This is a genomic window from Rhodomicrobium lacus (assembly GCF_003992725.1).
Classification (GTDB): Bacteria; Pseudomonadota; Alphaproteobacteria; order Rhizobiales; family Rhodomicrobiaceae; genus Rhodomicrobium; species Rhodomicrobium lacus.
Map to the genome: position 1 here is coordinate 662,109 of NZ_RZNF01000012.1, position 20,411 is coordinate 682,519.

Consider the following 20,411-nt stretch of genomic DNA (forward strand, 5'->3'; position numbering starts at 1 on the left):
CGCGATGGTCGCCCGCTACCTAAAATTGTCGATTAGACCTTCACTTTGATACTTTGGAAAAAGTTTAAGCTCTGAAGCGTATACCCGGTTTTGTGGGTACTGGTTTTGCGTAAGCTTGGGCACGGCCATGAACGTTATCGAAAGACCGCCGGAAGCCGGTGATATCCGCGCCGTTCTCGGCGTCCGGAGAAGGCGGCGTTCTTTCCGGTGGCTCTGGCTGCTGCTTGCAGCCCTCGCCTTGGGCGGCGGTTATTACGCCTATGCGCACAGGAACGGGACGAGCGGCCCCCTCTATGTCACGGAACCCGCCGCAAAGGGCGATCTCACCGTGACCGTCACCGCCACCGGTACCGTGTATCCCACCAATCAGGTGGATGTTTCCAGCGAGCTTTCCGGCATCATCCGCAAGGTGCTCGTCGATCACAACGACACGGTGAAAGCCGGGCAGGTCGTGGCGGAACTCGATACGGTTACGCTGAATGCGATGGTCGAGCGCAGCAAGGCGGCGCTCGCCGCCGCGAGGGCGCGCGTCATTCAGGCCGAGGCGACCGCGCTCGAACGCTCGAAAAACTTCGACCGGCAGAAGGCGCTGAACGCGTCGCGCTACACCTCCGACACCACGCTCGACTTCGCCCGCGCCGATCTTGGCCGCGCCGCCGCGACCGTCGACAGCGCGAAGGCCGACGTTCGTGTCGCGGAAGCCGAACTGAAGCAGAACGAAACAGCGCTTTCCAAGACCAAGCTTTATTCGCCCGTCGACGGCGTCGTGCTGAAGCGCAGCGTGGAGCCGGGACAGACCGTGGCGGCGAGCTTCCAGCCGCCCGTGCTTTTCGTCATCGCGGAAAATCTGAAGCGCGTGGAATTGCGCGTGGATATCGACGAGGCCGATGTCGGCAAGGTGCGCGTCGGCCAGAAGGCGACATTCACGGTGGAAGCCTATCCGGGGCGGCGCTTTCCGGCGCGGATCGAACAGGTTCGCTTCGCATCGGACACGACCAATCACGTCGTCACCTACAAGGCGATCCTGCGCGCGGATAATCCCGACCTGGTGCTCAGGCCCGGCATGACGGCCACGGCGGATATCGTCGTGGACGAGGCGAAAGACGCGGTCCTCATACCGAATGCGGCGCTGCGGTTCGCCCCGCCTCCGCCGCCGAGGAAGGAACGCGGCGGCTTCTCGCTGTTCAAGATGCCCCGCATGCAGCCGTCGACGCCTGTAACCGATACGAGCACGAACGAACGACGCGTCCATGTGCTGAAGGATGGCAAGCCGGTCGCGCTCCGGATCCGGGTCGGGCCGAGCGACAAGTCCGTGACGCAGGTCAAGGCAGGGCTCGAAGCGGGCGAGGCCGTCATCACCGATCTTGAGGACGGCACGAACTAGGGGTCCGATTCCGACATTTGCATCCGTTTGCAGCGCTTGCGAGCAAATGTCGGACTCGCAGCAACCGGGCCTCAAATGTCAAATTCGCTCCACTAGGCCAAACCCGAGGCCTCTGGATCAAACCTCGACGGAGACCCGACCGCATGCCCGGCGAGCTTGTTCTACCCATACCGGCGGCGCGGCCCTGGCACCTCGCACCGGCCGGCCCCGCAAAAGAGGGCACGGTGGAAACTGTGGCCGAGTTCAGGCAGGTGTCCAAGATCTATGGCAGCGGCGAGGCGGCGGTGCGCGCGCTCGACCGGATGGACCTTTCCATCGCGCGCGGCGAGTTTGTCGCGATCATGGGGCCGTCTGGCTCGGGCAAGTCCACCGCGATGAACATTCTCGCCTGCCTCGATACGCCGACGAGCGGCGAATATCTGTTCAAGGGCATCGATGTCGGGGCACTCGACCGAGTGCAGCGCGCATTGCTTCGCCGCCATTATCTCGGCTTCGTCTTCCAGGGCTTCAACCTTCTGGCGCGCACGAGCGCCATCGAAAACGTGGAAATGCCGCTCATCTATCGCGGGATGCGCCGTTCCGAGCGGCGCGAGCGCGCGCGGTCGGCGCTTGCGCTCGTCGGCCTTTCCGGGCGGGAGAAGCATACGCCCGCCGAGCTTTCCGGTGGGCAGCAGCAACGCGTCGCCATAGCCCGCGCGCTCGTCTCCGAACCGTCGGTTCTGCTTGCCGACGAACCGACCGGCAATCTCGACAGCGCGCGCAGTCGCGAAATCATGGACCTTCTGACCGCGCTCAACCGCGATGCCGGCTTGACGGTCATCCTTGTCACGCACGAGCCGGAGATGGCGGTTTACGCATCGCGCATCCTTCATGTGGAGGACGGGCGCGTGAGCCGCATCGAGGAAAGGGCGACCGCGCGGTGATCTGGGAAACGATCAAGCTCGCGTTGCAGGCGATCCGGCGCAATCTGATGCGCTCGTTCCTGACGACGCTCGGCGTGGTGATCGGCGTCGCGGCGGTCATCACCATGGTGACGCTCGGTCAGGGCTCGACGCACAAGATCACGCAGGACATCGCCAAGCTCGGCACGAACCTGCTGGTGCTGCGCCCGGGTCAGGCGGTCGGGCCAGGCGGCGTGCAGGACGTGGCGCGTCAGCTCGAAATAGCCGATGCGGACGCGATCCGCCGCGAGATTGCGGGCACCCGCGCCGTCGCTCCCGCCGCGACGCGGGCCGCGACCGCGATCGCCAACGGCAAGAACTGGAGTACGAACGTCACCGGCGCGGAGACGACCTACCTCACCGCCCGCGAATGGCCCGTCGCCGAAGGCCGCGCCTTCAACGACGGTGAACTGCGCGCGGGCCGCTCCGTCTGCCTCATCGGCAAGACCATACAGCGCGAGGTGTTCGGCGGAGGCGACGTCATCGGCCAGTCGATGCGCGTCGGCAAGATAAGCTGCGAGATCGTCGGCGTTCTCGCCGAAAAGGGCGAATCCGCCTTCGGACAGGATCAAGACGACCTCGTCGTGATCCCGCTTCGGACATTCCACCGCCGCGTCGCTGGCAATACGGATGTGGGCTATATCTACATCGCGGTAGACAGCCAGCACTCGACCGCCAAGACCCTCAAGGCCGTGGAGCTTCTCATGCGCGAGCGTCGCCGCATCGGGGCCGGCGATCAGGACGATTTCTTCGTGCGTGACATGAAAGAAATCACCGCCACGCTCACGGGCACCTACATGGTGTTGACCGGGCTTCTATCCGCCGTCGCCGCGATCAGCCTCCTTGTCGGCGGCATCGGCATCATGAACATCATGCTCGTGTCGGTGACGGAGCGCACGCGCGAGATCGGCACCCGGCTTGCCATCGGAGCGCTCGCCGGGCAGGTGCTGACGCAGTTCCTCATCGAGGCCGTGGTGTTGTCGCTGTTCGGCGGCCTGATCGGCGTCGGGCTCGGGCTCGGTCTGTCGTGGCTGCTCGCGAGCGCGATCAAGGTGCCGATGACCATCGACCTTTCCGTGATCGCTCTGGCATTCGGCTTTTCGGCTGCGGTGGGGGTGATTTTCGGCTATTTTCCGGCACGCAAGGCGGCGCGGCTCGATCCCATCGAAGCCCTTCGCCACGAGTAGCGGCGGATTTCGGCACGGCGTGGCGACCTTGAGCGGCCTTCCCGTGTTCGGCTTGTTATGGTTAACACATTATTAAAGAGAGGCTTGGATGCACCGGCTCCCTCTTGCAGCGGGATTGGCGATCGCGGCGGCGTTGCTGGCGATCGCCCCTTCATCGGCGAAGATCAGATGCGTCGACGAAGCGCAGGTGATTAACGGGCAGTTGGCGGTGACACCGTGGTGCGAGGACGAGAACCTCGCCAAGGTCGCGCAAGCCTACGGCGCGCGAGTGACCGGTGCTGCAATCCGCGACAATCCGAACCTCAAGGCACAGATTTGCCGCTTCGTCGGCGCCGATATCCGCGTGAAGGACACCTGCGCCGGCTATATCGACTTCGACCGGCGGCGCTGAAGCGCCGCAAAAGTGTGAAGCGGTTCTGCCGACAGCACGCACGACGAGACGAAGCACGCAAAACGAAGCCGGGAGCCGCGCGCTTCAGCTCTCCAGTTCCAGCACCATGCCGTCGACCGAAGGCTCGACATGGGCGGGAAGCCGCGAGGCGAGATCGTCGTAGTCAAGGTCGATGTGCAGATGCGTCAGCAGCGCGCGCCTGGGCTTCATCTCGGCGATGAACGTCAGCGCCTTTTCCAGTGTGAGATGGCTGGGATGAGGCGTGTAGCGCAGCGTGTTGAGGATCCACACGTCGAGATCGCGAAGGATGGGCCGCGACTCGGGCGGCAGGTCGTTCAGGTCGCAGGAATAGGCGAGGCCGCCGACGCGAAAGCCGAGCGAGTCGATGTCGCCGTGAATCTGACGGAAAGGTTGAAAGACGATCGGGCCGCCGGGACCGTCGATTGTGACCGGAGCATGATTTTCTATCACGTGACCTTCGACTATGGCGGGGTAGCTCGAACCGGACGGTGTCTCGAAGCAGTAGTCGAAGCGCTGGCGCAAGAGGGCTATCGTGCGCGCGTCGCCCCAAAGGTCGATGCGGCGGCGCTGGAGATAGGACAGCATGCGCAGATCGTCGATGCCATGCGTATGGTCGGCGTGATCGTGCGTGTAGACGACGCCATCGAGTTGCTTCACGTCTGCATCGAGAAGCTGCACGCGCATGTCGGGCGACGTGTCTATCAGCGCGACGGTGCGTCCGTTCTCGCCGATGCGCTCCACGAGAAGGGAACTGCGCCGCCGCCGGTTCTTGGGGTTCGCCGGATTGCACGCACCCCAGTCATTGCCGACGCGCGGCACGCCGGTTGACGAGCCGCATCCGAGGATGGTGAAGCGAAGCGTCATGATGCGCCACCTCCCGCCGCGGCTTTTGCTTTCGCGAAAAGCCGGAAAAAATTGTCGGTGGTCGCCGCCGCAAGCTCCGCTTCGCTCACGCCCTTGGCTTCCGCCAGCACCCTGGCCGTGAACCTCACGAAGGCCGGCTCATTCGTCTTGCCGCGATAGGGCGGCGGGGCGAGGTAGGGTGAGTCCGTTTCGACAAGCAGGCGTTCGAGCGGCACCGTCGCCGCCAGCTCCCTCAATTCGCCGGATTTCGGGAAAGTGAGGATGCCCGAGAACGAGATGTAGAGGCCAAGTTCCAGCGCTGCTTCCGCGAGCGAGCGGTTGCTCGTGTAGCAGTGCAGCAGCGCCTTGAACGGCCCCTTCGCCATTTCTTCGGTGAGGATCACAGCCGTGTCTTCCTCAGCGTCGCGGGTGTGGATTACGAGCGGCAGACCCGTCTGCCGCGCCGCCGCGATGTGCTTGCGGAAGACGGTTTGCTGATCCTCGCGCGCGCTCTTGTCGTAAAAATAATCGAGGCCCGCCTCGCCGACGGCGACAACACGCGGATGGCGCGTAAACGCCACGATGTCGGGCAGCGGGATGTTGCGTTCCTCGCTGGCGTAATGGGGATGCGTGCCCACTGAGCACGTCACTTCGGGATAGCGCTCGGCAATCGGCAGGACGGAGGACGGAAATTTCCGCACGCGCGTCGAGATGGTGACCATATGGCCGACGCCCGCCTCCCTGGCGCGCGCGACAACCTCATCCCGCTGAGGTTCGAATTCCGGAAAGTCGAGATGGCAATGACTATCGACAAGCATGTCCCAGACCAGTCTCCTGCCGCTGCGGATCGCGCCGGGCGCGGCCAACGCATGCCTCGAATGAGAGCGGCAGGAGCGCCGGTCTCAAGGATCAGCTTGCGGCTGCGGCCTTCGCCGCTTCTTCCTCAACATAGCGCGGGAAGACGCCTTGTGGAGTGGCGATTTTCGTCCCAGCCTTCAGCGGATGCGCGAGCGCGTCGAAGCTGCGATCTTCGGCCGCGACGCCGAGCTGGTCGAGAAGCTTCGCCGATGATGCCGGAATATAGGGTTGCGCGAGGATAGCAACACGCCGCACGATTTCCGCCGTCGTCCAAAGCACGGTGCCCATGCGCGCGGGGTTCGTTTTCTTCAACGCCCACGGTTCCTGCACGGCGAAATATTTGTTCGTTTCGGCGACCACTTTCCAGATTGCGTCCAGCGCCTTGTGTGGCGCCTGCTGGTCGATGAACTCGCGGTTTGCATCGAGGAGAGCGGCGGACGCGGCAAGGATCGGCTCATCGTCGGCCGCAGGTTCGCTCGGTTCCGGGATGGCGCCCGCGCAATTCTTCGCGATCATCGACAGCGAGCGCTGCGCGAGATTGCCGAGGTCGTTCGCGAGGTCGGCGTTGATGCGGTTTACCATCTGCTCGTGCGTGATGTTGCCGTCCTGGCCGAACGGCACTTCGCGCAGGAAGTAATAGCGCACCTGATCCACGCCGTAAGTGTCGACCAGATCCTTCGGCGCGACGACGTTGCCGACCGACTTCGACATCTTCTCCCCGCGATTGTACAGGAAGCCGTGGCCGAAAACGCGCTCGGGCAAAGGCAGTTTCGCAGACATCAGGAACGCGGGCCAGTAGACCGCGTGAAAGCGCGTGATGTCCTTGCCGATGACGTGCACCTGCGCGGGCCAGCGCTCCTTCCACGTCTTCGAGCGGATTTTCGGAAAGCCCGCGCCGGTAATGTAGTTCGTGAGCGCGTCCACCCAGACGTAGATGATGTGGCCCGGCGCGTCCGGCACCGGGATGCCCCAGTCGAGCGTCGTGCGCGAAATCGACAGATCTTGCAGACCGCCCTTGACGAAGCTGACCACCTCGTTGCGGCGCTCCGGCGGCATGATGAAGCCGGGGTTTTCCTCGTAGAACTTCAGCAGCTTCTTCTCGTACTTCGACAGCCGGAAGAAATAGGTCTGCTCCTCGGTCCATTCGACGGGGGTGCCCTGCGGCCCGAGGCGGACGCCGTTTCCGCCGAGCACCGTCTCGCTCTCGGCATAGAACGCCTCGTCGCGCACCGAGTACCAGCCCTGATAGCCGGAAAGATAGATATCGCCCGCCTTCTCCATGCGACGCCAGATCTCGGCCACCGCCTCGTAATGGCGCGGCTCGGTCGTGCGGATGAAATCGTCGTGGGAGACGTCGAGCAGGGCGAGCATCTCCTCGAATTTCGGCGTGTTGCGGTCGGCAAGCTCGGTCGGCGTGATGCCTTCCTTCGCCGCCGTCTGCTTCATCTTGAGACCATGCTCGTCCACGCCGGTGAGGAAGAACACCGGGTGCCCGTCGAGCCGCTTGAAGCGCGCCATCGCGTCCGTCGCCACCGCCTCATAGGCGTGGCCGATGTGGGGCTCGCCGTTCGGATAGGAAATGGCAGTGGTTATCGTGTAATGCGGTTTTTGTTGTTCTGTCATGGCGCAATGGTCGGGATGGCGGGGAAAGGTACGTTGGACTGGCGGAAGCTCACGCCTTTCTGGCAATACGTTCCATATCGGAAAATGCAGCCAACAGAAAGGCTCCTTTATCGAGATTGAGCACGTCGGTCTCGATTCGACGCTCGCGGAAGCCCTGCCACGCGACGGCCCACAGCGCGGCTTGCGTTGTATTGCCCCTTCCGCCTTGCGCCGCGCTTTTCGCGCGCGCCTCGATGCGCTCCTCGATCAGGTCGCAAAGCCTCTCGAACTTGTCGGCGTTCTTTGCGCCGCTCGCCGACTGGATGAGATCGTGGACGGCGGCGTGGTCGAGCCGGGGAAGTCTGTCGATCACGCGCTCAAGCTTGTCCGCCAGCGTGAGGAGGCCGCCGCCGATGAGGTCGAGCGCGCGCCCCACCGAACCGCTCGAAAGCGCGTGAAGCCGCTGCATCTGCTCGGCTTCGGGGATGTCCAGGCGGGCACGGGCGCAGGCTGCCTCGACCGCGTTCGCGAACGGCTCCGCGTGGAGCGGATGCAGCGTGAGCTTGATGCAGCGCGAGCGGATGGTCGGCAACACGGCGGCGGCGCCGTGGCTGACGAGGAAGAACACCGTGCGGGGCGGCGGCTCCTCGACCGCCTTCAGGAGCGCGTTCGCCGAGGCGATGGTGAGGTCGTTCGCCGGATCGACGATCATGGCGCGCCAGCCGCCGGGACTGGTGAGGCCGAGGAACGCGCGCAACTTTCGCACCTCGTCCACGCCGATGGTGGAAGCGCCGGAAACCTCCAGCGCGAACAGCGAGGAATGGGCGCCCGCCGCGATCTGGCGCGCGGCCGGATGGGTCGATGGCGCGTCGAGGGTGGTTGCGGGGGCGAGGTTCGCCGTTGCGTTCTCGCCGTGACGGCTCAGAAGGAACCGCGCGGCGCGCCAGGCGAAGGTCGCCTTGCCGATGCCGCGCTCACCTGTGACGAGCCACGCATGATGCAGAGCGCCCGCGTTGTATGAGCGCAGAAACATCGCTTCCGCTTCTTCGTGGCCGAAGAGATCGTCGGCAAGCCGCGGGTGCAGCGGATCGCCCGCCGCTTCGGCTTCGTTTTCGCTCCCCTTGCGCCTTGCCATGGTGCCTCCAGAAACGTATCGGCGGAAGCGCGCGGGCGCGCTCGGTGCGGTGTCCTCAGAAGCGGTCCTTGCGCCGCCGCAATTCCTCGAACACGGACTCGTCGGACACGTCCGGGCCGATGCCGAGCGATTTGCGGATTTCAGGACTGAACGGCCGCAGGAACGGGTTCGTCTCGAGCTCCTTGGCAAGCGTGACCGGCAGCGTGGGTTTGCCGTCGGCCCGGAGCCGGTCAACCTCCTCCTTGCGCTTGTGCAGCGCGATGTTCTCCGGCTCAACCGAAAGCGCGAATTTGATGTTCGACTGCGTGTATTCATGGCCGACATAGAGGAGCGTGCGCTCCGGCAGCCGCATCAGCTTTTCGAGCGAGTGCCACATGTCGGAGTAACGACCGTCGTTCACGCGGCCGCATCCGACTGAAAAAAGTGTGTCGCCGACGAACGCCAGCCCGCTTTTCTGGCCTGCGATCTCGGCCTGAATGGCGTCGGGGATGAAGTAGGCGACATGACCCGGAGTGTGGCCCGGCGTTTCGATCACCTCCACCTCGAACCGCCCGAAGGGCACGCAATCGTCCTGATGCACCTCGACATCGAGAACGGGGATTTCGGCGGCTTCCCGGGCGGGGGCGTAGACGATGCAGTTCGTGCCCCGCTTCAGGGCTTGAAGTCCCTGGATATGATCCCAATGATGATGCGTGACGAGAATATGCGTCAGCGTCCAGCCCGCGCTTTCAAGTTCCCTGCGAACGGCGTCATCGTCGGGCGCATCGATGGAAGCGGTGACCCCCGTAACCGGATCGTGGATCAGAACGCCGTAATTGTCGCTTAGACAGGGGAACAGTCGAACTTCTAGATGGGACATTGCTGCACCTGATCACAAATATGGGTCACCCCAGACTTAAGATAAACCATCCGCGCGTTAAACCCGGTTAGACGAAATGCTGGTTCGTTTTTATGTATGATGATGTCTCGCACCTCAGGGATTTTTACGCTTCGCCACTCGGGCAACTCGCGCGCCGCATCATCACGCACCGCGTGCGTGCGCGGTGGGATAATTTAAGCGGGCTGGATGTCGTGGGGCTTGGCTACGCGGCTCCTTATCTTCGCGCGTTCGACGGAGAGGCGAGAACCACGGCCGCGCTGATGCCTTATCGGCAGGGCGCCGTGCAATGGCCGAGCGAAGGCCCTTTCCGCGCGGCCCTCGTCTCCGAAACCGCGCTGCCGATGCGAGACAAGTCCGTGGATTGCATGCTCGTCGTGCATGGCCTCGAACATGTGGACGCCCGTCACGATTATCTCCGCGAAATCTGGCGCGTGCTGATGCCTCGCGGCCGGCTGATCCTCGTCGCGCCGAACCGCCGCGGCGCGTGGGCACGCTTCGAGTCCACGCCCTTCGGGCATGGGCGGCCCTACAGTCTCCGGCAGATCGAAGACCTGCTGCGAGATGCGCTGTTCGAGCCCGTGGGCGTGACGCCGTGCCTGTTCGCGCCGCCCTTTCGCGCCCGCCATCTGCCGTTTGCCGCAACCGCGTGGGAGCGTGTCGGCGCCAGGCTCTGGCCCGCTTTCGCGGGGGTGCTGATCGTGGAAGCGGTCAAGATGGCTTATGCCGAGGTGCGCGTTTCGGTGAAGAAGCGCGCCTTTGCGTCGATGCCGGCGTTGAACGGCCTGAGCCCTGCCCATCGTCGCCCCGGCGACGGGCGCAAGCCTCGCTCGCCCGCTTTCCGCGGCGATTCAACCGGCGATTGATCCGTCCTTAGAGCCATCTCGCACACGCCGCTTCCATGCGTATCGTGCCCCGACACGCCCGCCCGCCATCTATAGACGCGCGGCAACATCATCCGCGAAGATAAGCAGCTACAAGCGCAGGCGTTGCTTGCGCGAGGCCGTTCAGGTTGCTAACCCAAATGCGGGGCAACAGAGGGGACGGACGCATGCATTCGGCGGCAGAAGCAGGCGTTTCTCTGGCAGTTTGGCAAGGATGGGGCGTGATCTCCGTGATGGCCGCGCTCATCGCGCTGCTCGCAACGGTGCTTGCGTGGCTCCTGCCGTTTCCCGACCGGGCGCTGTCGAGCCAGCTCGCGAGCTATCCCGACCGGATAGCGCTCAAGGACCGCCTCGGCGCCGCGTCGCCTTTCAACGCCTGGCTCGTGACAGTGCGGCGGCTGGGAGAATGGCTCGACGAGTGGTTCGGTGCCCCTTTCAGCGGGCAGGCCTTTGAACGTTGCCTCGCCATCGCCTTCATTTTCCCGATCTCGCTTCTAACCCTCACGCTCATTACCAACGGGATCGCGATCGAAAAGATCTCGTGGCTTCAGGTGCTTGTCTTCGCCGCGGCTTTCGCGGTGATCGCGTCGGTCATCCTCGTCGCATTCCGCAACCTCGTGCGCCTCATTGAGCACGCCTGGACCACATTCGGCGGCGACAAAGCGCTGGCGCAAACCATATCCCGCCTCGTGCTCGGCGGTTTCGCCTTCATGATCGCGTTTTCCATCGCTTTCGCGGTGGCGTCCGCCTTTTCCGGGCATCAGAACAACGCGACCTCGGTGCTGGGTGCGATGGCGGGCGGCTTTGCGCTGGCCTTCGCTCTTACGATGGCGTTCGCGCTGGCTGGCGCCGTGCTATTCTCGATCACGGTCGCGGTTCTCGCTGGCGCGGCACTGGCCTTCGCGAGCGAATTCACGTTTCTCCTGTTTCTCTTCTTTATTCTGCTTCCCATCACGAACGCTTCGGTGGACTGGCTCTCGTGGGCTGTGACGCGCTCTCTCATCCGCAAGGAGGAAACCGCCGAACCGAACCTGAAAGGCCGCTTCGCCGTGATCGGCGTCGTCGCCGGCACGTTCCTGTCGGGCGTGCTGCTCATGATCGTTCTGGCGCTGCTGCTGCCGAACACGCTCGAAGTGCTGAACCTTGCGCTCACCTCCGCCGATCTTCCCCGCTTCAACTGGGAAGCGCTGATGAACAAGGCGCTCTATGCGCCGTGGTCGGAAGGTTTGTTTGTGACCGGCATGCTGATGACGCCGCTCGTTCCGGCTGCCGTGCATCTCATCATCGGGTTGACCGGCGTGCTGGCGCGCTTCACGCCCGGCGCGCGGACGGCGGCGCAGAGCATTTCGGATCACCCCGAAGTAGGTCTCACGGAACAAGAACAGGGCCCGGTGAAGATCACGCTGATCCTTGCGCGGCTCTGGTATCTCGTCGCGGCGGCGGCGACGGTCGCGGTCATCACGGGGACGGGCGCGCTTCTCTCGCTGACGCACGCTCCCGTGGGACAATTCCTGTCGAACGCCGCTCTGTGTGCGACGTCATGGAGCCACGGCAAGTGTGGCTGGCTTTGATCGGCTCGCAATAGGCTTCGCCATCGGACGAAACTTCTGAAGATTTGTCCCGAACGGCCGCGCTTCAGCGCCGTTGTTCGCCTTCTTTTCTTGCGTCCCGTTCCTTGAGTCCGGCGGCGCAAGCGGGCTGCAACTCTTTTTCATGGCTTTTCAGGCAGGCGATGATGCGACCGCCACCCGGCGTCACGTCCGAACAGAATTTCGAATAATCCGCCTTGCAGACCGCCTTGAGGTCGGCTTGCGCGACGGCTTGGCCGGAACCGAGAACCGCAAGCGCCATCATTACCGCGCAAATCCTGAGTTTTGGCATGATTTCTCCCTCGAATTGAAATGCCTTGGCTAAGCGCCATCTTAGGAGACGGTGTGACGCCAAGGGGGCTTTCGCGTGTCGGTTCGCAATAGAAGCGTAACAAGCTATCTCAAGGCCTTGATCGGCGCTTTGGCATTGACCGGGCTTTTCAGTCACGCTGCTGCCGCGCAGGATCTGCCTCCAGGTCACCCCCCTCACGGCGGGGCTACCGATAACAAGCGCGAGGCATCACCGGCGCCGTCGCAAGCCGGAGGCGGCTTCGCACAGCATCTGCCCGCCGACAGCGTCACGCAGCACACGGTCACGCTCGACGGGAAGCCCTTCGCCTACAAGGCTACGGCTGGCACGCTGCCGCTTCTCGGCCCGCAAGGTGATGTGGCGGCAAAGATGTTCTACGTCGCCTATCAGGCGGCCAACGCCCCCGCACGCCCGACGACCTTTGTCTTCAACGGGGGCCCCGGCGCGGCATCGGCCTTCCTGCATATCGCGGCGCTCGGGCCCCGCATCGTTCCGTTCGCGGAGAACGGGGCAGCGCCGCTCCGGCCCGTCCGCTTCGTCGACAATCCCGCCACATGGCTCGCCTTCACCGATCTCGTCTTCATCGATCCCGTCGGTACGGGCTACAGCCGCGCCACTGGCGGCGGCGATGACAAGGAGGCCGCGTTCTGGGGCGACGAGAAAGATGCGAACTCCGTAGCCACGTTCATAAGGGGCTGGCTCTCGCGCAACGGACGCAGCCTCGCGCCGGTCTATCTCGCAGGTGAAAGCTATGGTGGCCTTCGCGCCGCGATCCTCGCCGAAAAGCTGCTCGATGCCGGCCTTGACGTGCAAGGCGCGGTGCTGATCTCGCCCGCGCTCGACTTCCCGCTTCTGCGCGGCAATCGGTTCAACGTTCTGCCGCTGGCTTTCGACCTCCCTTCCCTCGCGGTCGCGGCCGCCGAGTTGAAGGACGGCACGAAGACGACTGTGGAGAACATCGCGCGCGAGGCCGAAGCCTTCGCAGCGACCGATTATCTCGTGCATGTCGCGCGCGGGAGAGTGCCAAGCGAGGCCATAACGGCTAGGGTTTCGCAACTGACGGGGCTTTCCCCGGAGATTGTCGCCCGCAACCAGAGCCGCGCGCCCGACGACGTCTTCTTCGACGAATATGAGCGCGCGACAAACCGGAGGCTGAGCCGCTACGATGCCACCGTCAGCGCTCCGCTTCCGATGCCCGCGAAAAACGACAGGTTCGACGTGATCCTCGACGGCGCTTCGAGCGTGCTGGCACCGGCGGCCGCGACCTACATCGCGCAGGATCTCGGATTTCGCACCGACCTCGATTATCGCCTGTTGAACGAAACGGCCAATCGCCGCTGGTCGGGGGACAGGAAGCGGGCTCACGAGGCGAGCGGCGTCGAACTCATCGAGCGGGCGCGCACGCAGAACCCCGCGCTCAAGGTTTTCATCGCCCACGGTTACACGGATCTCGTTACACCATACGCGCTGTCCAGATACCTGATCGGGCAGCTTCGGCCCATCGAAGGCGCGGCCCCGGTGGAGCTGCACGTCTATCGCGGCGGCCATATGATGTATTTCCGCGGCGCCTCGCGTGAGGCGCTCACTCGCGATGTGCGGCGGATGTATGAGACTTCGCAAAGATAGGGGCGCGTTCTGGTGCCAAAAACATCACAATGACGACCGAAAATTACGCGATGCAGGCTATTTTCATACGATTCGATAGAATCCCGCATTTTCTCCCTTTAAATTATGCCGAATATAAGGGAGGTGGGGCATGAAAAGAATTGTGCTGACAAGCGTCGTTTTGGCTGTGGCGGGCGCGACGGAAGTGAACGCTCAGGCGTCCGGCAGTTTTTATGGCGGCGCTGTCAACCGCAGCAGCATTTCGGGCGCATCCGGCGCGGGCCACGGTGCGGCAGCTGGGTTCGGACTTCTCGCGTCGCGCGGCTGCTGGGCCGATGCGAATGTCGGCTGTAACGCAACGCCCATGGCCGGGTATCAGGAAGAAGCGGCGGCGCCCGCCGTGTCGACCGAGGATCCTCCGGCGGCCACCCCGGCAGCCGATGCGAAGCCCGCGAAGAAGGCCGCCAAATAGCCGGGAAAGTGACGCGCGCGGTCTTTTGATCGCGCGCGATGAAACGCGGCGCGCGCCTGGGCGTTGGCAGCACAATCAGCCAGCCGCCGCGAGGTCTTCATGATCTTTCCGAATGCCGATCAGACGAGCGCCGCCGTGGCGCTGCACTACAACGAACTCGACGGATTTTATCGCGAAATCTGGGGCGATCACGTCCATCACGGCTATTGGCGCACCGGTCGCGAGACGAGCGCGGAAGCCGCCGAGGCACTAAGCGCCCTCGTCGCGGAGAGGCTTGGCCTCACCCGCGGGATGCGGGTTTGCGACATCGGCTGCGGCTATGGCGAAACGGCCCGGCTGTTCGCTTCGCGATACGGCGTGGCGCTCGACGGCGTGACCATTTCCGAAAGCCAGTTTCGAATGGCGGCGGCGCGAAACTCACCCGGCGTCTCGATCGCGCTGTGTGACTGGCTGGAAAACGGCTTCGCGGACGAGAGCTTCGACCGCGCCTATGCCATCGAAAGCTCGGAGCACATCGCTGACAAGGCGCGCTTTTTTGCCGAGGCGCATCGCGTGCTTCGCCGCGACGGGCGGCTCGCGGTCTGCGCGTGGCTGGCGAAAAGCGGTTCGCTCGGGAGTGTCGACAGCCTCCTTCTCGAACGCATCTGCCGCTATGGGCGGCTGCCCGGCATGGGCACGGAGGAAGATTATCGCGCGCTGGCCGAGAGCGCGGGCTTTCGCGTCGCTCGCGTGGACGACATCAGCGGGCAGGTGAGACGAACCTGGGCGATCTGCATCCGGCGCAGTCTCGCCAAGCTTGCGAGCGACAGCCGCTATCGGGCGTTCCTGTTCGGCGGCGGCGCGCATAACAAGGCATTCGCGGCGACGCTGTTTCTCATCCTCTCCGCCTACCGGACCGGCGCGATGCGCTATTGCGTTTTCACCCTCGAGAAATGAGCGGGAATTGTGCGCGAGCGGATCTCAGCGCCTGATCACGAGCGTCGCCGGATCGCTTCGCCGCTCCCAGTTCACGCGTTCAAGTTCCGGCGTGCGCGCCTCTTCCAGCGGGTAGCCGATGCAGAAATAACCGATAAACTGCCAGTGCGGCGGCACATCTAGGTCGCGCGCCGCGCGAACGGGATCGAGGATCGACACCCAACCCATGCCGATGCCCTCCGCGCGCGCGGCAAGCCACAGCGTGTGCATCGCGCTCACGACCGAATAGGCGACGGTTTCCGGCATGGTCCGACGGCCCACGGTGCGGCCCTTCTCTGGGTCCGGCTCCGCGAAGGCGGCGAGTTGCACCGGGGCCTCGCGAATGCCTTCCAGCTTCAGCGAGGCGTAGAGCGACGCGCGGTCGCCGGTATAGGACGACAGCGCCTCAGCATTCGCGTCCTCGAAATTGGCGGCGATCAGCCTGCGCTTTTCGGCGCTTTCCACAAGCACGAAGCGCCACGGCTCGCTGAGCCCGACGGAGGGCGCGAGGCAGGCGAGGCGCAACAGGCGTTCGATGGCGCCCTCGGGCAGCGGGTCGGTGCGGAAGCGTCGCACGTCGCGTCGCCATATGATAAGATCCTCAAGCTTCGTACGAAAGGTCTCGTCGAACACCGGCACCTCCGTGTCTTGCATCATGGCGGCGCTCACTTCGCGAGACGCGGGAGGATCGGGCTGACGTCGTAGCCAGCTTGCGCCGCTGTTTGCGCGATGTTGAGAGCGGAGCGTTTACCCGCTTGGGAGAGAGACCAAAGCAGCGTGCTGCGCGTGCCCGACCGACAGAAAGCCAGCGTCTTGCCCTTGCTTTCATCGAGCGCTTTGCCGAAGGCCGCCGCATCGGCTTCCGAGATAGCGCTGGCGCTTTCGATGGGAAGGTAAATCGCCGTGATGCCGTTCGCCTCTGCGGCCTTCTTTATCTCCGCGAAGGTCGGTTGGCCGGGGGCTTCGCCGTCGGGTCGGTTCGCAATGATGGTCTTGATGCCTTGCGCGGCGTAGGCCGGAATGTCTTCGACGCGGATTTGCGGCGCGACGGAGAGCGATTCCGTGAGTCTGGCGGAGGCGGCGGCCCTGTTGTCCGCCACGAAATGAACGTCGGACGGCCGCGCGAGGTCGGGCTGAGTTGCGGTCGCAAGCAGATAGATCCCCAAACAGGCCTCACAGATCACGGCGTGACTCCCCTTTTCAATGCGCGGTCTGCTTTAATATAGCGCGCTTCGAAGAGGTAACCACAGTGCGCGAGGCGGCCATGGGACGCAGATCGGGGCCGAAGCCCCGTCTATGCGTCACTGCCAGATCTACTTTTCGAGACGCGGATAGACCGGGCTGATGTCGTATCCCGCACGCATGGCCGTCAGCGCAATCTGCTGGGCGGGAATTTTGCCGGCTTGCGAGAGCGACCAAATGAAGGTGCTGCGCGTGCCGGAGCGGCAGAAGGCGAGCACGGGCTTTTCCGCCTCGGCCATTTCCTTCTCGAAGATCTCCGCGTCGGCGTCGCTGATCGCATTGGCGGCGCGGATCGGGTGATAGATCGTCTTGATGCCGTTGGCCTCGGCAATCTTCTCGATCTCGCTGAAAGCCGGCTGTCCGGGCGTCTCGTTGTCCGGCCGGTTGCAAATAATCGTCTTTATCCCTTTTGAGGCGAGTTCTGGAATATCCGACACCTCGATCTGTCCTGCGACGTCGAGATCATCCGTTAGCCTGTGCAGTTCCATGCAATAATTTTCCTTCCCTAGAGCCGTTCAGCGCTCGAAAGGAAAACATATGCCCTGTCTTTGCCAATCTCAACTCTTTTGAGGCATGACAAAGGCGAATCTGCGTGATCGCTAGCATTGAGCGATGCCCGCTAATGGCGGCGTTGCAATCGGCCTTGGGAAACGGCGGGCGCCGCTCCATTTTACAGATCGACGCGGGAATGCTAAACCGCTGGAAATTTCACGCAAAACGGCAGCGCCGGACTCCTCCGATCCCCGGCGCGCAAGGATTCATAGATGGCCATTATCCGGCAGAAGACGGGGCTTACCTTCGACGACGTGCTATTGAGGCCCGGACACTCCGAAGTACTGCCTTCCGAGACGAACGTCACAACGTTTCTCACGCCCACGATTCGGCTCAACATCCCGATCATCTCGTCCGCGATGGACACCGTGACCGAAGGGCCGCTTGCCATCGCGATGGCGCAGGCGGGCGGTATCGGCGTCATCCATCGTAATCTCAAGCCGGAAGAGCAGGCGCAGCATGTCCGCCAGGTGAAGAAGTTCGAGAGCGGCATGGTGGTGAACCCTGTCACCATCGAGCCGACCGCCACGCTGAAGGACGCGCTTGAACTGATGAAGGCGCATGGCATCTCCGGTATCCCGGTGGTGGAAGGTCTCGCGAACGGCAATGGCGCCCCGCAAGGCAAGCTCGTCGGCATCCTCACCAACCGCGATGTGCGCTTCGCGAGCAACCCCTTGCAGCCCATCCATGAGCTGATGACGAAGGAACATCTCATCACGGTGAAGGACGGCATCCCGCGCGACGAGGCGAAGCTTCTGCTTCACAAACACCGTATCGAAAAGCTCATCGTGGTGGACGACAAGTACCGCTGCATCGGCCTCATCACCGTGAAGGACATCGAAAAAGCCGAGAGGCACCCCTACGCCAGCAAGGACGAACAAGGCCGCCTTCGCGTGGCCGCGGCGTCGTCCGTCGGCGAGGACGGCTTCGCGCGGAGCGAAATGCTCATCGACGCGGGCGTCGACGTGCTTGTGATAGACACGGCGCACGGCCATTCGCAGCGCGTGCTCGACGCGGTCGCCCGAATCAAGAAGCAGACCAATTCGGTGCAGATCATCGCGGGCAACGTCGCAACGGCGGAGGGCACGAAGGCGCTGATCGACGCGGGCGCGGATGCGGTGAAGATCGGCATCGGGCCGGGCTCCATTTGCACCACGCGCATCGTGGCAGGCGTCGGCGTGCCGCAGCTCACCGCGCTGATGGAAGCCGCCGAAGCGGCCGACAAGCACGGCATTCCGGTCATCGCAGACGGCGGCATCAAATATTCCGGCGATATCGCGAAGGCGCTTGCTTCGGGTGCGTCGTCGGTGATGATCGGCTCGCTGCTCGCGGGCACGGACGAGAGCCCCGGCGAGGTCTATCTCTATCAGGGCCGCTCCTACAAGGCGTATCGCGGCATGGGGTCGCTCGGCGCGATGGCGCGCGGCTCCGCCGACCGTTATTTCCAGGCCGAAGTGAGCGACACGCTGAAACTCGTGCCCGAGGGCATCGAGGGCCAGGTGCCCTACAAGGGCCCGGTCGCGAGCGTGCTGCATCAGCTCGTCGGCGGGCTCCGCGCGGCGATGGGCTACACCGGCACGCGAACGATCAAGGATCTTCACGAGAAGGCGGAGTTCATTCCGATCACCAACGCGGGCCTGCGCGAGAGCCACACACATGACGTGACCATCACGCGTGAATCGCCGAACTATCCGATCGGCGCCCATTGATCAGCTGCATCAAATCCGATTTGGGGCAGAGATGATCGACATCTGAAACATATAGCGTCGTGCCGTGTCCGACTTGCGGCACGATGCTGTTCGAGCACGACCGGCAAGGCAGGATCGCCCTGCCCGGCTTTTGTCCAGCATCGCGCGATTTGCGGCGGCGGGGCGTTATCGAGGCGTCTCGGCCGCACGGCTTCTGGAAAATTTTGCTCACATTCAAAGTCATGGCGGGATCGCGTTTTCAATTGACTGTCGATGCCGTTGTCGGGCGTCAGCAACCCGAGGTTCCACTTCACCTTTCCCTCACTGCCAGCGCGCATTCATAGTCCTCAGTTGATCGAAAGTTTTCCCCACAACTCCGGCTTTTCCTTGTTTTCCATTTGCTTATCGGCAAATCTCCGCGAGCCGACGAACACTTTTGACCAAGGGACAGCATGCAGCCCGGTGCGCGACTTCAAGCAGCAATCGAAATCCTGTCCGAGATCAGGGACCGAGGCAGACCGGCGTCGGTCGCGCTGGCAGACTGGGGGCGCGCGCACCGCTTCGCCGGATCGGGGGATCGCGCCTGGATCGGCAACCTCGTTTACGACAGCCTCCGGCGCAAGGGATCGCTTGGCTACCTCATGGAGAGCGACGAGCCGCGCGCGGTGGCGCTGGCGGCGCTGCGGCGCTCCTGGGGGCTTACGACGGATGACATCGCCGCCCTGTGCTCAGGCGACGTGCATGCGCCGGAGACGCTGACGCCTGCCGAAATTGCCGGGCTTGAAAGGGACGATCTTTCCGCGGCACCTGCTCACGTGCAGGGCGATTATCCCGAGTGGCTCACCGCGTCTTTCGCCGCGGCCTTTGGCGCGCGCGCTGCGACCGAGGGGCTGGCGCTCGCGAACCGCGCTCCGGTGGATCTCAGGGTCAACACGCTGAAGGCCACGCGCGACAAGGTCCTGAAGGCGTTCGACCGCCATCATGCCGTTGAAACGCCGTGGTCTCCCATCGGCGTGCGGCTTCCCCCGCGCGAGGGCGGCGCGCGCAATCCGAATGTCGAAGCCGACCCGGCGCACGGCAAGGGCTGGTTCGAGGTTCAGGACGAAGGCAGCCAGATCGCGGCACTCATCGCCAACGCGGAACCCCGCATGCAGGTTGCCGATATCTGCGCGGGCTCCGGCGGCAAGACGCTGGCGCTCGCGGCGCACATGCAGAACACAGGCCAGATATATGCCTATGACGCGGACGCGACGCGCTTTCGCCCCATCTTCGAGCGGCTGAAACGGGCAGGCGCGCGCAACGTGCAAACGCTGCAACCGGGCGAGACGGCGGCGCTCGATGCGCTGGCGGGGCATATGGATCTCGTGCTGGTCGATGCGCCCTGCACCGGCACGGGCGTCTGGCGTCGCAAGCCGGACGCGAAGTGGAGGCTTTCGCCCCAGCAGCTTGAGGAGCGTGTCGCGACGCAATCGGCGCTTCTCGACATCGCGGCCACCCTCGTGAAGCCGGGCGGCGTGCTCGCCTACGTCACCTGTTCGGTTCTGCCGGAAGAGAACCAGCTTCAGATCGAGGCTTTTCTCGCTCGCGCGCCGGGTTTCGTGGCCGTCGATGTCGCCCGCCGCGCGAAGGAGGTTCTCGGCCATACGATCGAGACGGCCTATGCGGGCGACGGGCATGGGCTTCTTCTCACGCCTGCCCGTCATGAAACGGACGGTTTCTTCATCGCGCTGTTGACCAGACGCGCGGCATAAAAGCGTTCTCGCGAAAAGGCACAAAATTGCCTAAAATTTGCCCCGGGACGGTGTCCTAGCTCGCCGCCGATCCGCTAACGAACAGTCATAATACGGATCTATCGATCCTCACGCATGGGCCGCAA

Annotated in this window: 20 protein-coding genes; 11 read left to right on the forward strand and 9 right to left on the reverse strand. The window is 63.8% G+C overall.

What is annotated here, in order from left to right; translation table 11 throughout:
- The first annotated feature begins 127 nt into the window (after positions 1 to 127).
- The 4 genes from EK416_RS12415 to EK416_RS12430 all read left to right on the forward strand — a co-directional run bounded on the left by EK416_RS12415 (position 128) and on the right by EK416_RS12430 (position 3,903).
- Positions 128 to 1,384: an efflux RND transporter periplasmic adaptor subunit gene (locus tag EK416_RS12415; protein ID WP_127077938.1), complete on the forward strand. Its 1,257-nt coding sequence runs from the start codon at positions 128 to 130 to the stop codon at positions 1,382 to 1,384.
- Between the two features lie 143 nt (positions 1,385 to 1,527).
- A complete protein-coding gene (locus tag EK416_RS12420) occupies positions 1,528 to 2,307 on the forward strand; it encodes an ABC transporter ATP-binding protein (protein ID WP_245434040.1) in 780 nt (259 codons plus the stop codon).
- Positions 2,304 to 3,512, forward strand: a complete 1,209-nt coding sequence (locus EK416_RS12425; protein ID WP_127077940.1) for an ABC transporter permease — start codon at positions 2,304 to 2,306, stop codon at positions 3,510 to 3,512. The genes EK416_RS12420 and EK416_RS12425 overlap by 4 nt, the downstream gene beginning before the upstream one ends.
- A gap of 115 nt (positions 3,513 to 3,627) precedes the next feature.
- The gene (locus tag EK416_RS12430; RefSeq protein WP_245434041.1) at positions 3,628 to 3,903 is read left to right on the forward strand and encodes a hypothetical protein; all 276 of its coding nucleotides are present in this window, start codon (positions 3,628 to 3,630) and stop codon (positions 3,901 to 3,903) included.
- An 84-nt stretch (positions 3,904 to 3,987) separates the two neighbouring features.
- On the opposite strand, the gene EK416_RS12435 is transcribed toward EK416_RS12430, so the two are convergent.
- From EK416_RS12435 to gloB, 5 genes are all read right to left on the reverse strand, one after another.
- Positions 3,988 to 4,788, reverse strand: a complete 801-nt coding sequence (locus EK416_RS12435; protein ID WP_127077944.1) for an MBL fold metallo-hydrolase — start codon at positions 4,786 to 4,788, stop codon at positions 3,988 to 3,990.
- Entirely contained in the window at positions 4,785 to 5,585 is an 801-nt protein-coding gene (locus EK416_RS12440) for a TatD family hydrolase (protein WP_127079754.1), read from the reverse strand. The genes EK416_RS12435 and EK416_RS12440 overlap by 4 nt, the downstream gene beginning before the upstream one ends.
- A gap of 91 nt (positions 5,586 to 5,676) precedes the next feature.
- Positions 5,677 to 7,248, reverse strand: a complete 1,572-nt coding sequence (gene metG, locus EK416_RS12445) for a methionine--tRNA ligase (RefSeq protein WP_127077946.1) — start codon at positions 7,246 to 7,248, stop codon at positions 5,677 to 5,679.
- A gap of 49 nt (positions 7,249 to 7,297) precedes the next feature.
- On the reverse strand, positions 7,298 to 8,362 hold the full coding sequence (locus tag EK416_RS12450) for a DNA polymerase III subunit delta' (protein ID WP_127077948.1): 1,065 nt from the start codon (positions 8,360 to 8,362) through the stop codon (positions 7,298 to 7,300).
- A 55-nt stretch (positions 8,363 to 8,417) separates the two neighbouring features.
- Positions 8,418 to 9,221: a hydroxyacylglutathione hydrolase gene (gene gloB / locus EK416_RS12455; protein WP_127077950.1), complete on the reverse strand. Its 804-nt coding sequence runs from the start codon at positions 9,219 to 9,221 to the stop codon at positions 8,418 to 8,420.
- A 92-nt stretch (positions 9,222 to 9,313) separates the two neighbouring features.
- Between gloB and EK416_RS12460 the strand changes: the two genes are divergently transcribed.
- Both EK416_RS12460 and EK416_RS12465 read left to right on the forward strand, forming a co-directional pair.
- Positions 9,314 to 10,105 carry a methyltransferase domain-containing protein gene (locus EK416_RS12460; RefSeq protein ID WP_127077952.1) on the forward strand — a complete coding sequence of 264 codons (792 nt, stop codon included), beginning with the start codon at positions 9,314 to 9,316 and terminating at the stop codon, positions 10,103 to 10,105.
- 185 nt (positions 10,106 to 10,290) lie between these two features.
- Positions 10,291 to 11,694 (forward strand): hypothetical protein, encoded by a 1,404-nt coding sequence (locus EK416_RS12465; RefSeq protein WP_127077954.1) that lies wholly within the window; start codon positions 10,291 to 10,293, stop codon positions 11,692 to 11,694.
- A gap of 64 nt (positions 11,695 to 11,758) precedes the next feature.
- On the opposite strand, the gene EK416_RS12470 is transcribed toward EK416_RS12465, so the two are convergent.
- Positions 11,759 to 12,004 carry a cysteine rich repeat-containing protein gene (locus EK416_RS12470; protein ID WP_127077956.1) on the reverse strand — a complete coding sequence of 82 codons (246 nt, stop codon included), beginning with the start codon at positions 12,002 to 12,004 and terminating at the stop codon, positions 11,759 to 11,761.
- 75 nt (positions 12,005 to 12,079) lie between these two features.
- Here EK416_RS12470 and EK416_RS12475 point away from each other — a divergent pair, with 75 nt between their 5' ends.
- From EK416_RS12475 to EK416_RS12485, 3 genes are all read left to right on the forward strand, one after another.
- Positions 12,080 to 13,648, forward strand: a complete 1,569-nt coding sequence (locus EK416_RS12475; protein WP_127077958.1) for a S10 family peptidase — start codon at positions 12,080 to 12,082, stop codon at positions 13,646 to 13,648.
- Between the two features lie 130 nt (positions 13,649 to 13,778).
- Positions 13,779 to 14,099: a hypothetical protein gene (locus EK416_RS12480; protein ID WP_127077960.1), complete on the forward strand. Its 321-nt coding sequence runs from the start codon at positions 13,779 to 13,781 to the stop codon at positions 14,097 to 14,099.
- A gap of 99 nt (positions 14,100 to 14,198) precedes the next feature.
- Positions 14,199 to 15,035, forward strand: coding sequence for a class I SAM-dependent methyltransferase (locus EK416_RS12485; RefSeq protein ID WP_127077962.1), 837 nt, complete (start codon positions 14,199 to 14,201; stop codon positions 15,033 to 15,035).
- Between the two features lie 24 nt (positions 15,036 to 15,059).
- Here EK416_RS12485 and bluB read toward each other — a convergent pair whose 3' ends face one another.
- The 3 genes from bluB to EK416_RS12500 all read right to left on the reverse strand — a co-directional run bounded on the left by bluB (position 15,060) and on the right by EK416_RS12500 (position 16,783).
- The gene (gene bluB, locus EK416_RS12490) at positions 15,060 to 15,710 is read right to left on the reverse strand and encodes a 5,6-dimethylbenzimidazole synthase (RefSeq protein WP_245434042.1); all 651 of its coding nucleotides are present in this window, start codon (positions 15,708 to 15,710) and stop codon (positions 15,060 to 15,062) included.
- 8 nt (positions 15,711 to 15,718) lie between these two features.
- A complete protein-coding gene (locus tag EK416_RS12495) occupies positions 15,719 to 16,219 on the reverse strand; it encodes a protein tyrosine phosphatase family protein (RefSeq protein WP_245434043.1) in 501 nt (166 codons plus the stop codon).
- Between the two features lie 147 nt (positions 16,220 to 16,366).
- Positions 16,367 to 16,783: a protein tyrosine phosphatase family protein gene (locus tag EK416_RS12500; protein ID WP_127077967.1), complete on the reverse strand. Its 417-nt coding sequence runs from the start codon at positions 16,781 to 16,783 to the stop codon at positions 16,367 to 16,369.
- A 276-nt stretch (positions 16,784 to 17,059) separates the two neighbouring features.
- On the opposite strand from EK416_RS12500, the gene guaB reads away from it, so the two are divergent.
- Together guaB and EK416_RS12510 are read left to right on the forward strand one after the other, a co-directional pair.
- Positions 17,060 to 18,556: an IMP dehydrogenase gene (gene guaB, locus EK416_RS12505; RefSeq protein WP_127077969.1), complete on the forward strand. Its 1,497-nt coding sequence runs from the start codon at positions 17,060 to 17,062 to the stop codon at positions 18,554 to 18,556.
- A gap of 431 nt (positions 18,557 to 18,987) precedes the next feature.
- The gene (locus EK416_RS12510; RefSeq protein ID WP_127077971.1) at positions 18,988 to 20,286 is read left to right on the forward strand and encodes an RsmB/NOP family class I SAM-dependent RNA methyltransferase; all 1,299 of its coding nucleotides are present in this window, start codon (positions 18,988 to 18,990) and stop codon (positions 20,284 to 20,286) included.
- Positions 20,287 to 20,411: the final 125 nt, after the last annotated feature.

Bases quoted from the DNA above. Each gene is read 5' to 3' on its own strand.
- EK416_RS12415 (WP_127077938.1), top strand. From the start codon at position 128: ATGAACGTTATCGAAAGACCGCCGGAAGCCGGTGATATCCGCGCCGTT.
- EK416_RS12420 (WP_245434040.1), top strand. From the start codon at position 1,528: ATGCCCGGCGAGCTTGTTCTACCCATACCGGCGGCGCGGCCCTGGCAC.
- EK416_RS12435 (WP_127077944.1), bottom strand. From the start codon at position 4,788: ATGACGCTTCGCTTCACCATCCTCGGATGCGGCTCGTCAACCGGCGTG.
- EK416_RS12440 (WP_127079754.1), bottom strand. From the start codon at position 5,585: ATGCTTGTCGATAGTCATTGCCATCTCGACTTTCCGGAATTCGAACCT.
- metG (WP_127077946.1), bottom strand. From the start codon at position 7,248: ATGACAGAACAACAAAAACCGCATTACACGATAACCACTGCCATTTCC.
- EK416_RS12450 (WP_127077948.1), bottom strand. From the start codon at position 8,362: ATGGCAAGGCGCAAGGGGAGCGAAAACGAAGCCGAAGCGGCGGGCGAT.
- gloB (WP_127077950.1), bottom strand. From the start codon at position 9,221: ATGTCCCATCTAGAAGTTCGACTGTTCCCCTGTCTAAGCGACAATTAC.
- EK416_RS12460 (WP_127077952.1), top strand. From the start codon at position 9,314: ATGTATGATGATGTCTCGCACCTCAGGGATTTTTACGCTTCGCCACTC.
- EK416_RS12465 (WP_127077954.1), top strand. From the start codon at position 10,291: ATGCATTCGGCGGCAGAAGCAGGCGTTTCTCTGGCAGTTTGGCAAGGA.
- EK416_RS12470 (WP_127077956.1), bottom strand. From the start codon at position 12,004: ATGCCAAAACTCAGGATTTGCGCGGTAATGATGGCGCTTGCGGTTCTC.
- EK416_RS12480 (WP_127077960.1), top strand. From the start codon at position 13,779: ATGAAAAGAATTGTGCTGACAAGCGTCGTTTTGGCTGTGGCGGGCGCG.
- EK416_RS12485 (WP_127077962.1), top strand. From the start codon at position 14,199: ATGATCTTTCCGAATGCCGATCAGACGAGCGCCGCCGTGGCGCTGCAC.
- bluB (WP_245434042.1), bottom strand. From the start codon at position 15,710: ATGATGCAAGACACGGAGGTGCCGGTGTTCGACGAGACCTTTCGTACG.
- EK416_RS12500 (WP_127077967.1), bottom strand. From the start codon at position 16,783: ATGGAACTGCACAGGCTAACGGATGATCTCGACGTCGCAGGACAGATC.
- guaB (WP_127077969.1), top strand. From the start codon at position 17,060: ATGGCCATTATCCGGCAGAAGACGGGGCTTACCTTCGACGACGTGCTA.
- EK416_RS12510 (WP_127077971.1), top strand. From the start codon at position 18,988: ATGCAGCCCGGTGCGCGACTTCAAGCAGCAATCGAAATCCTGTCCGAG.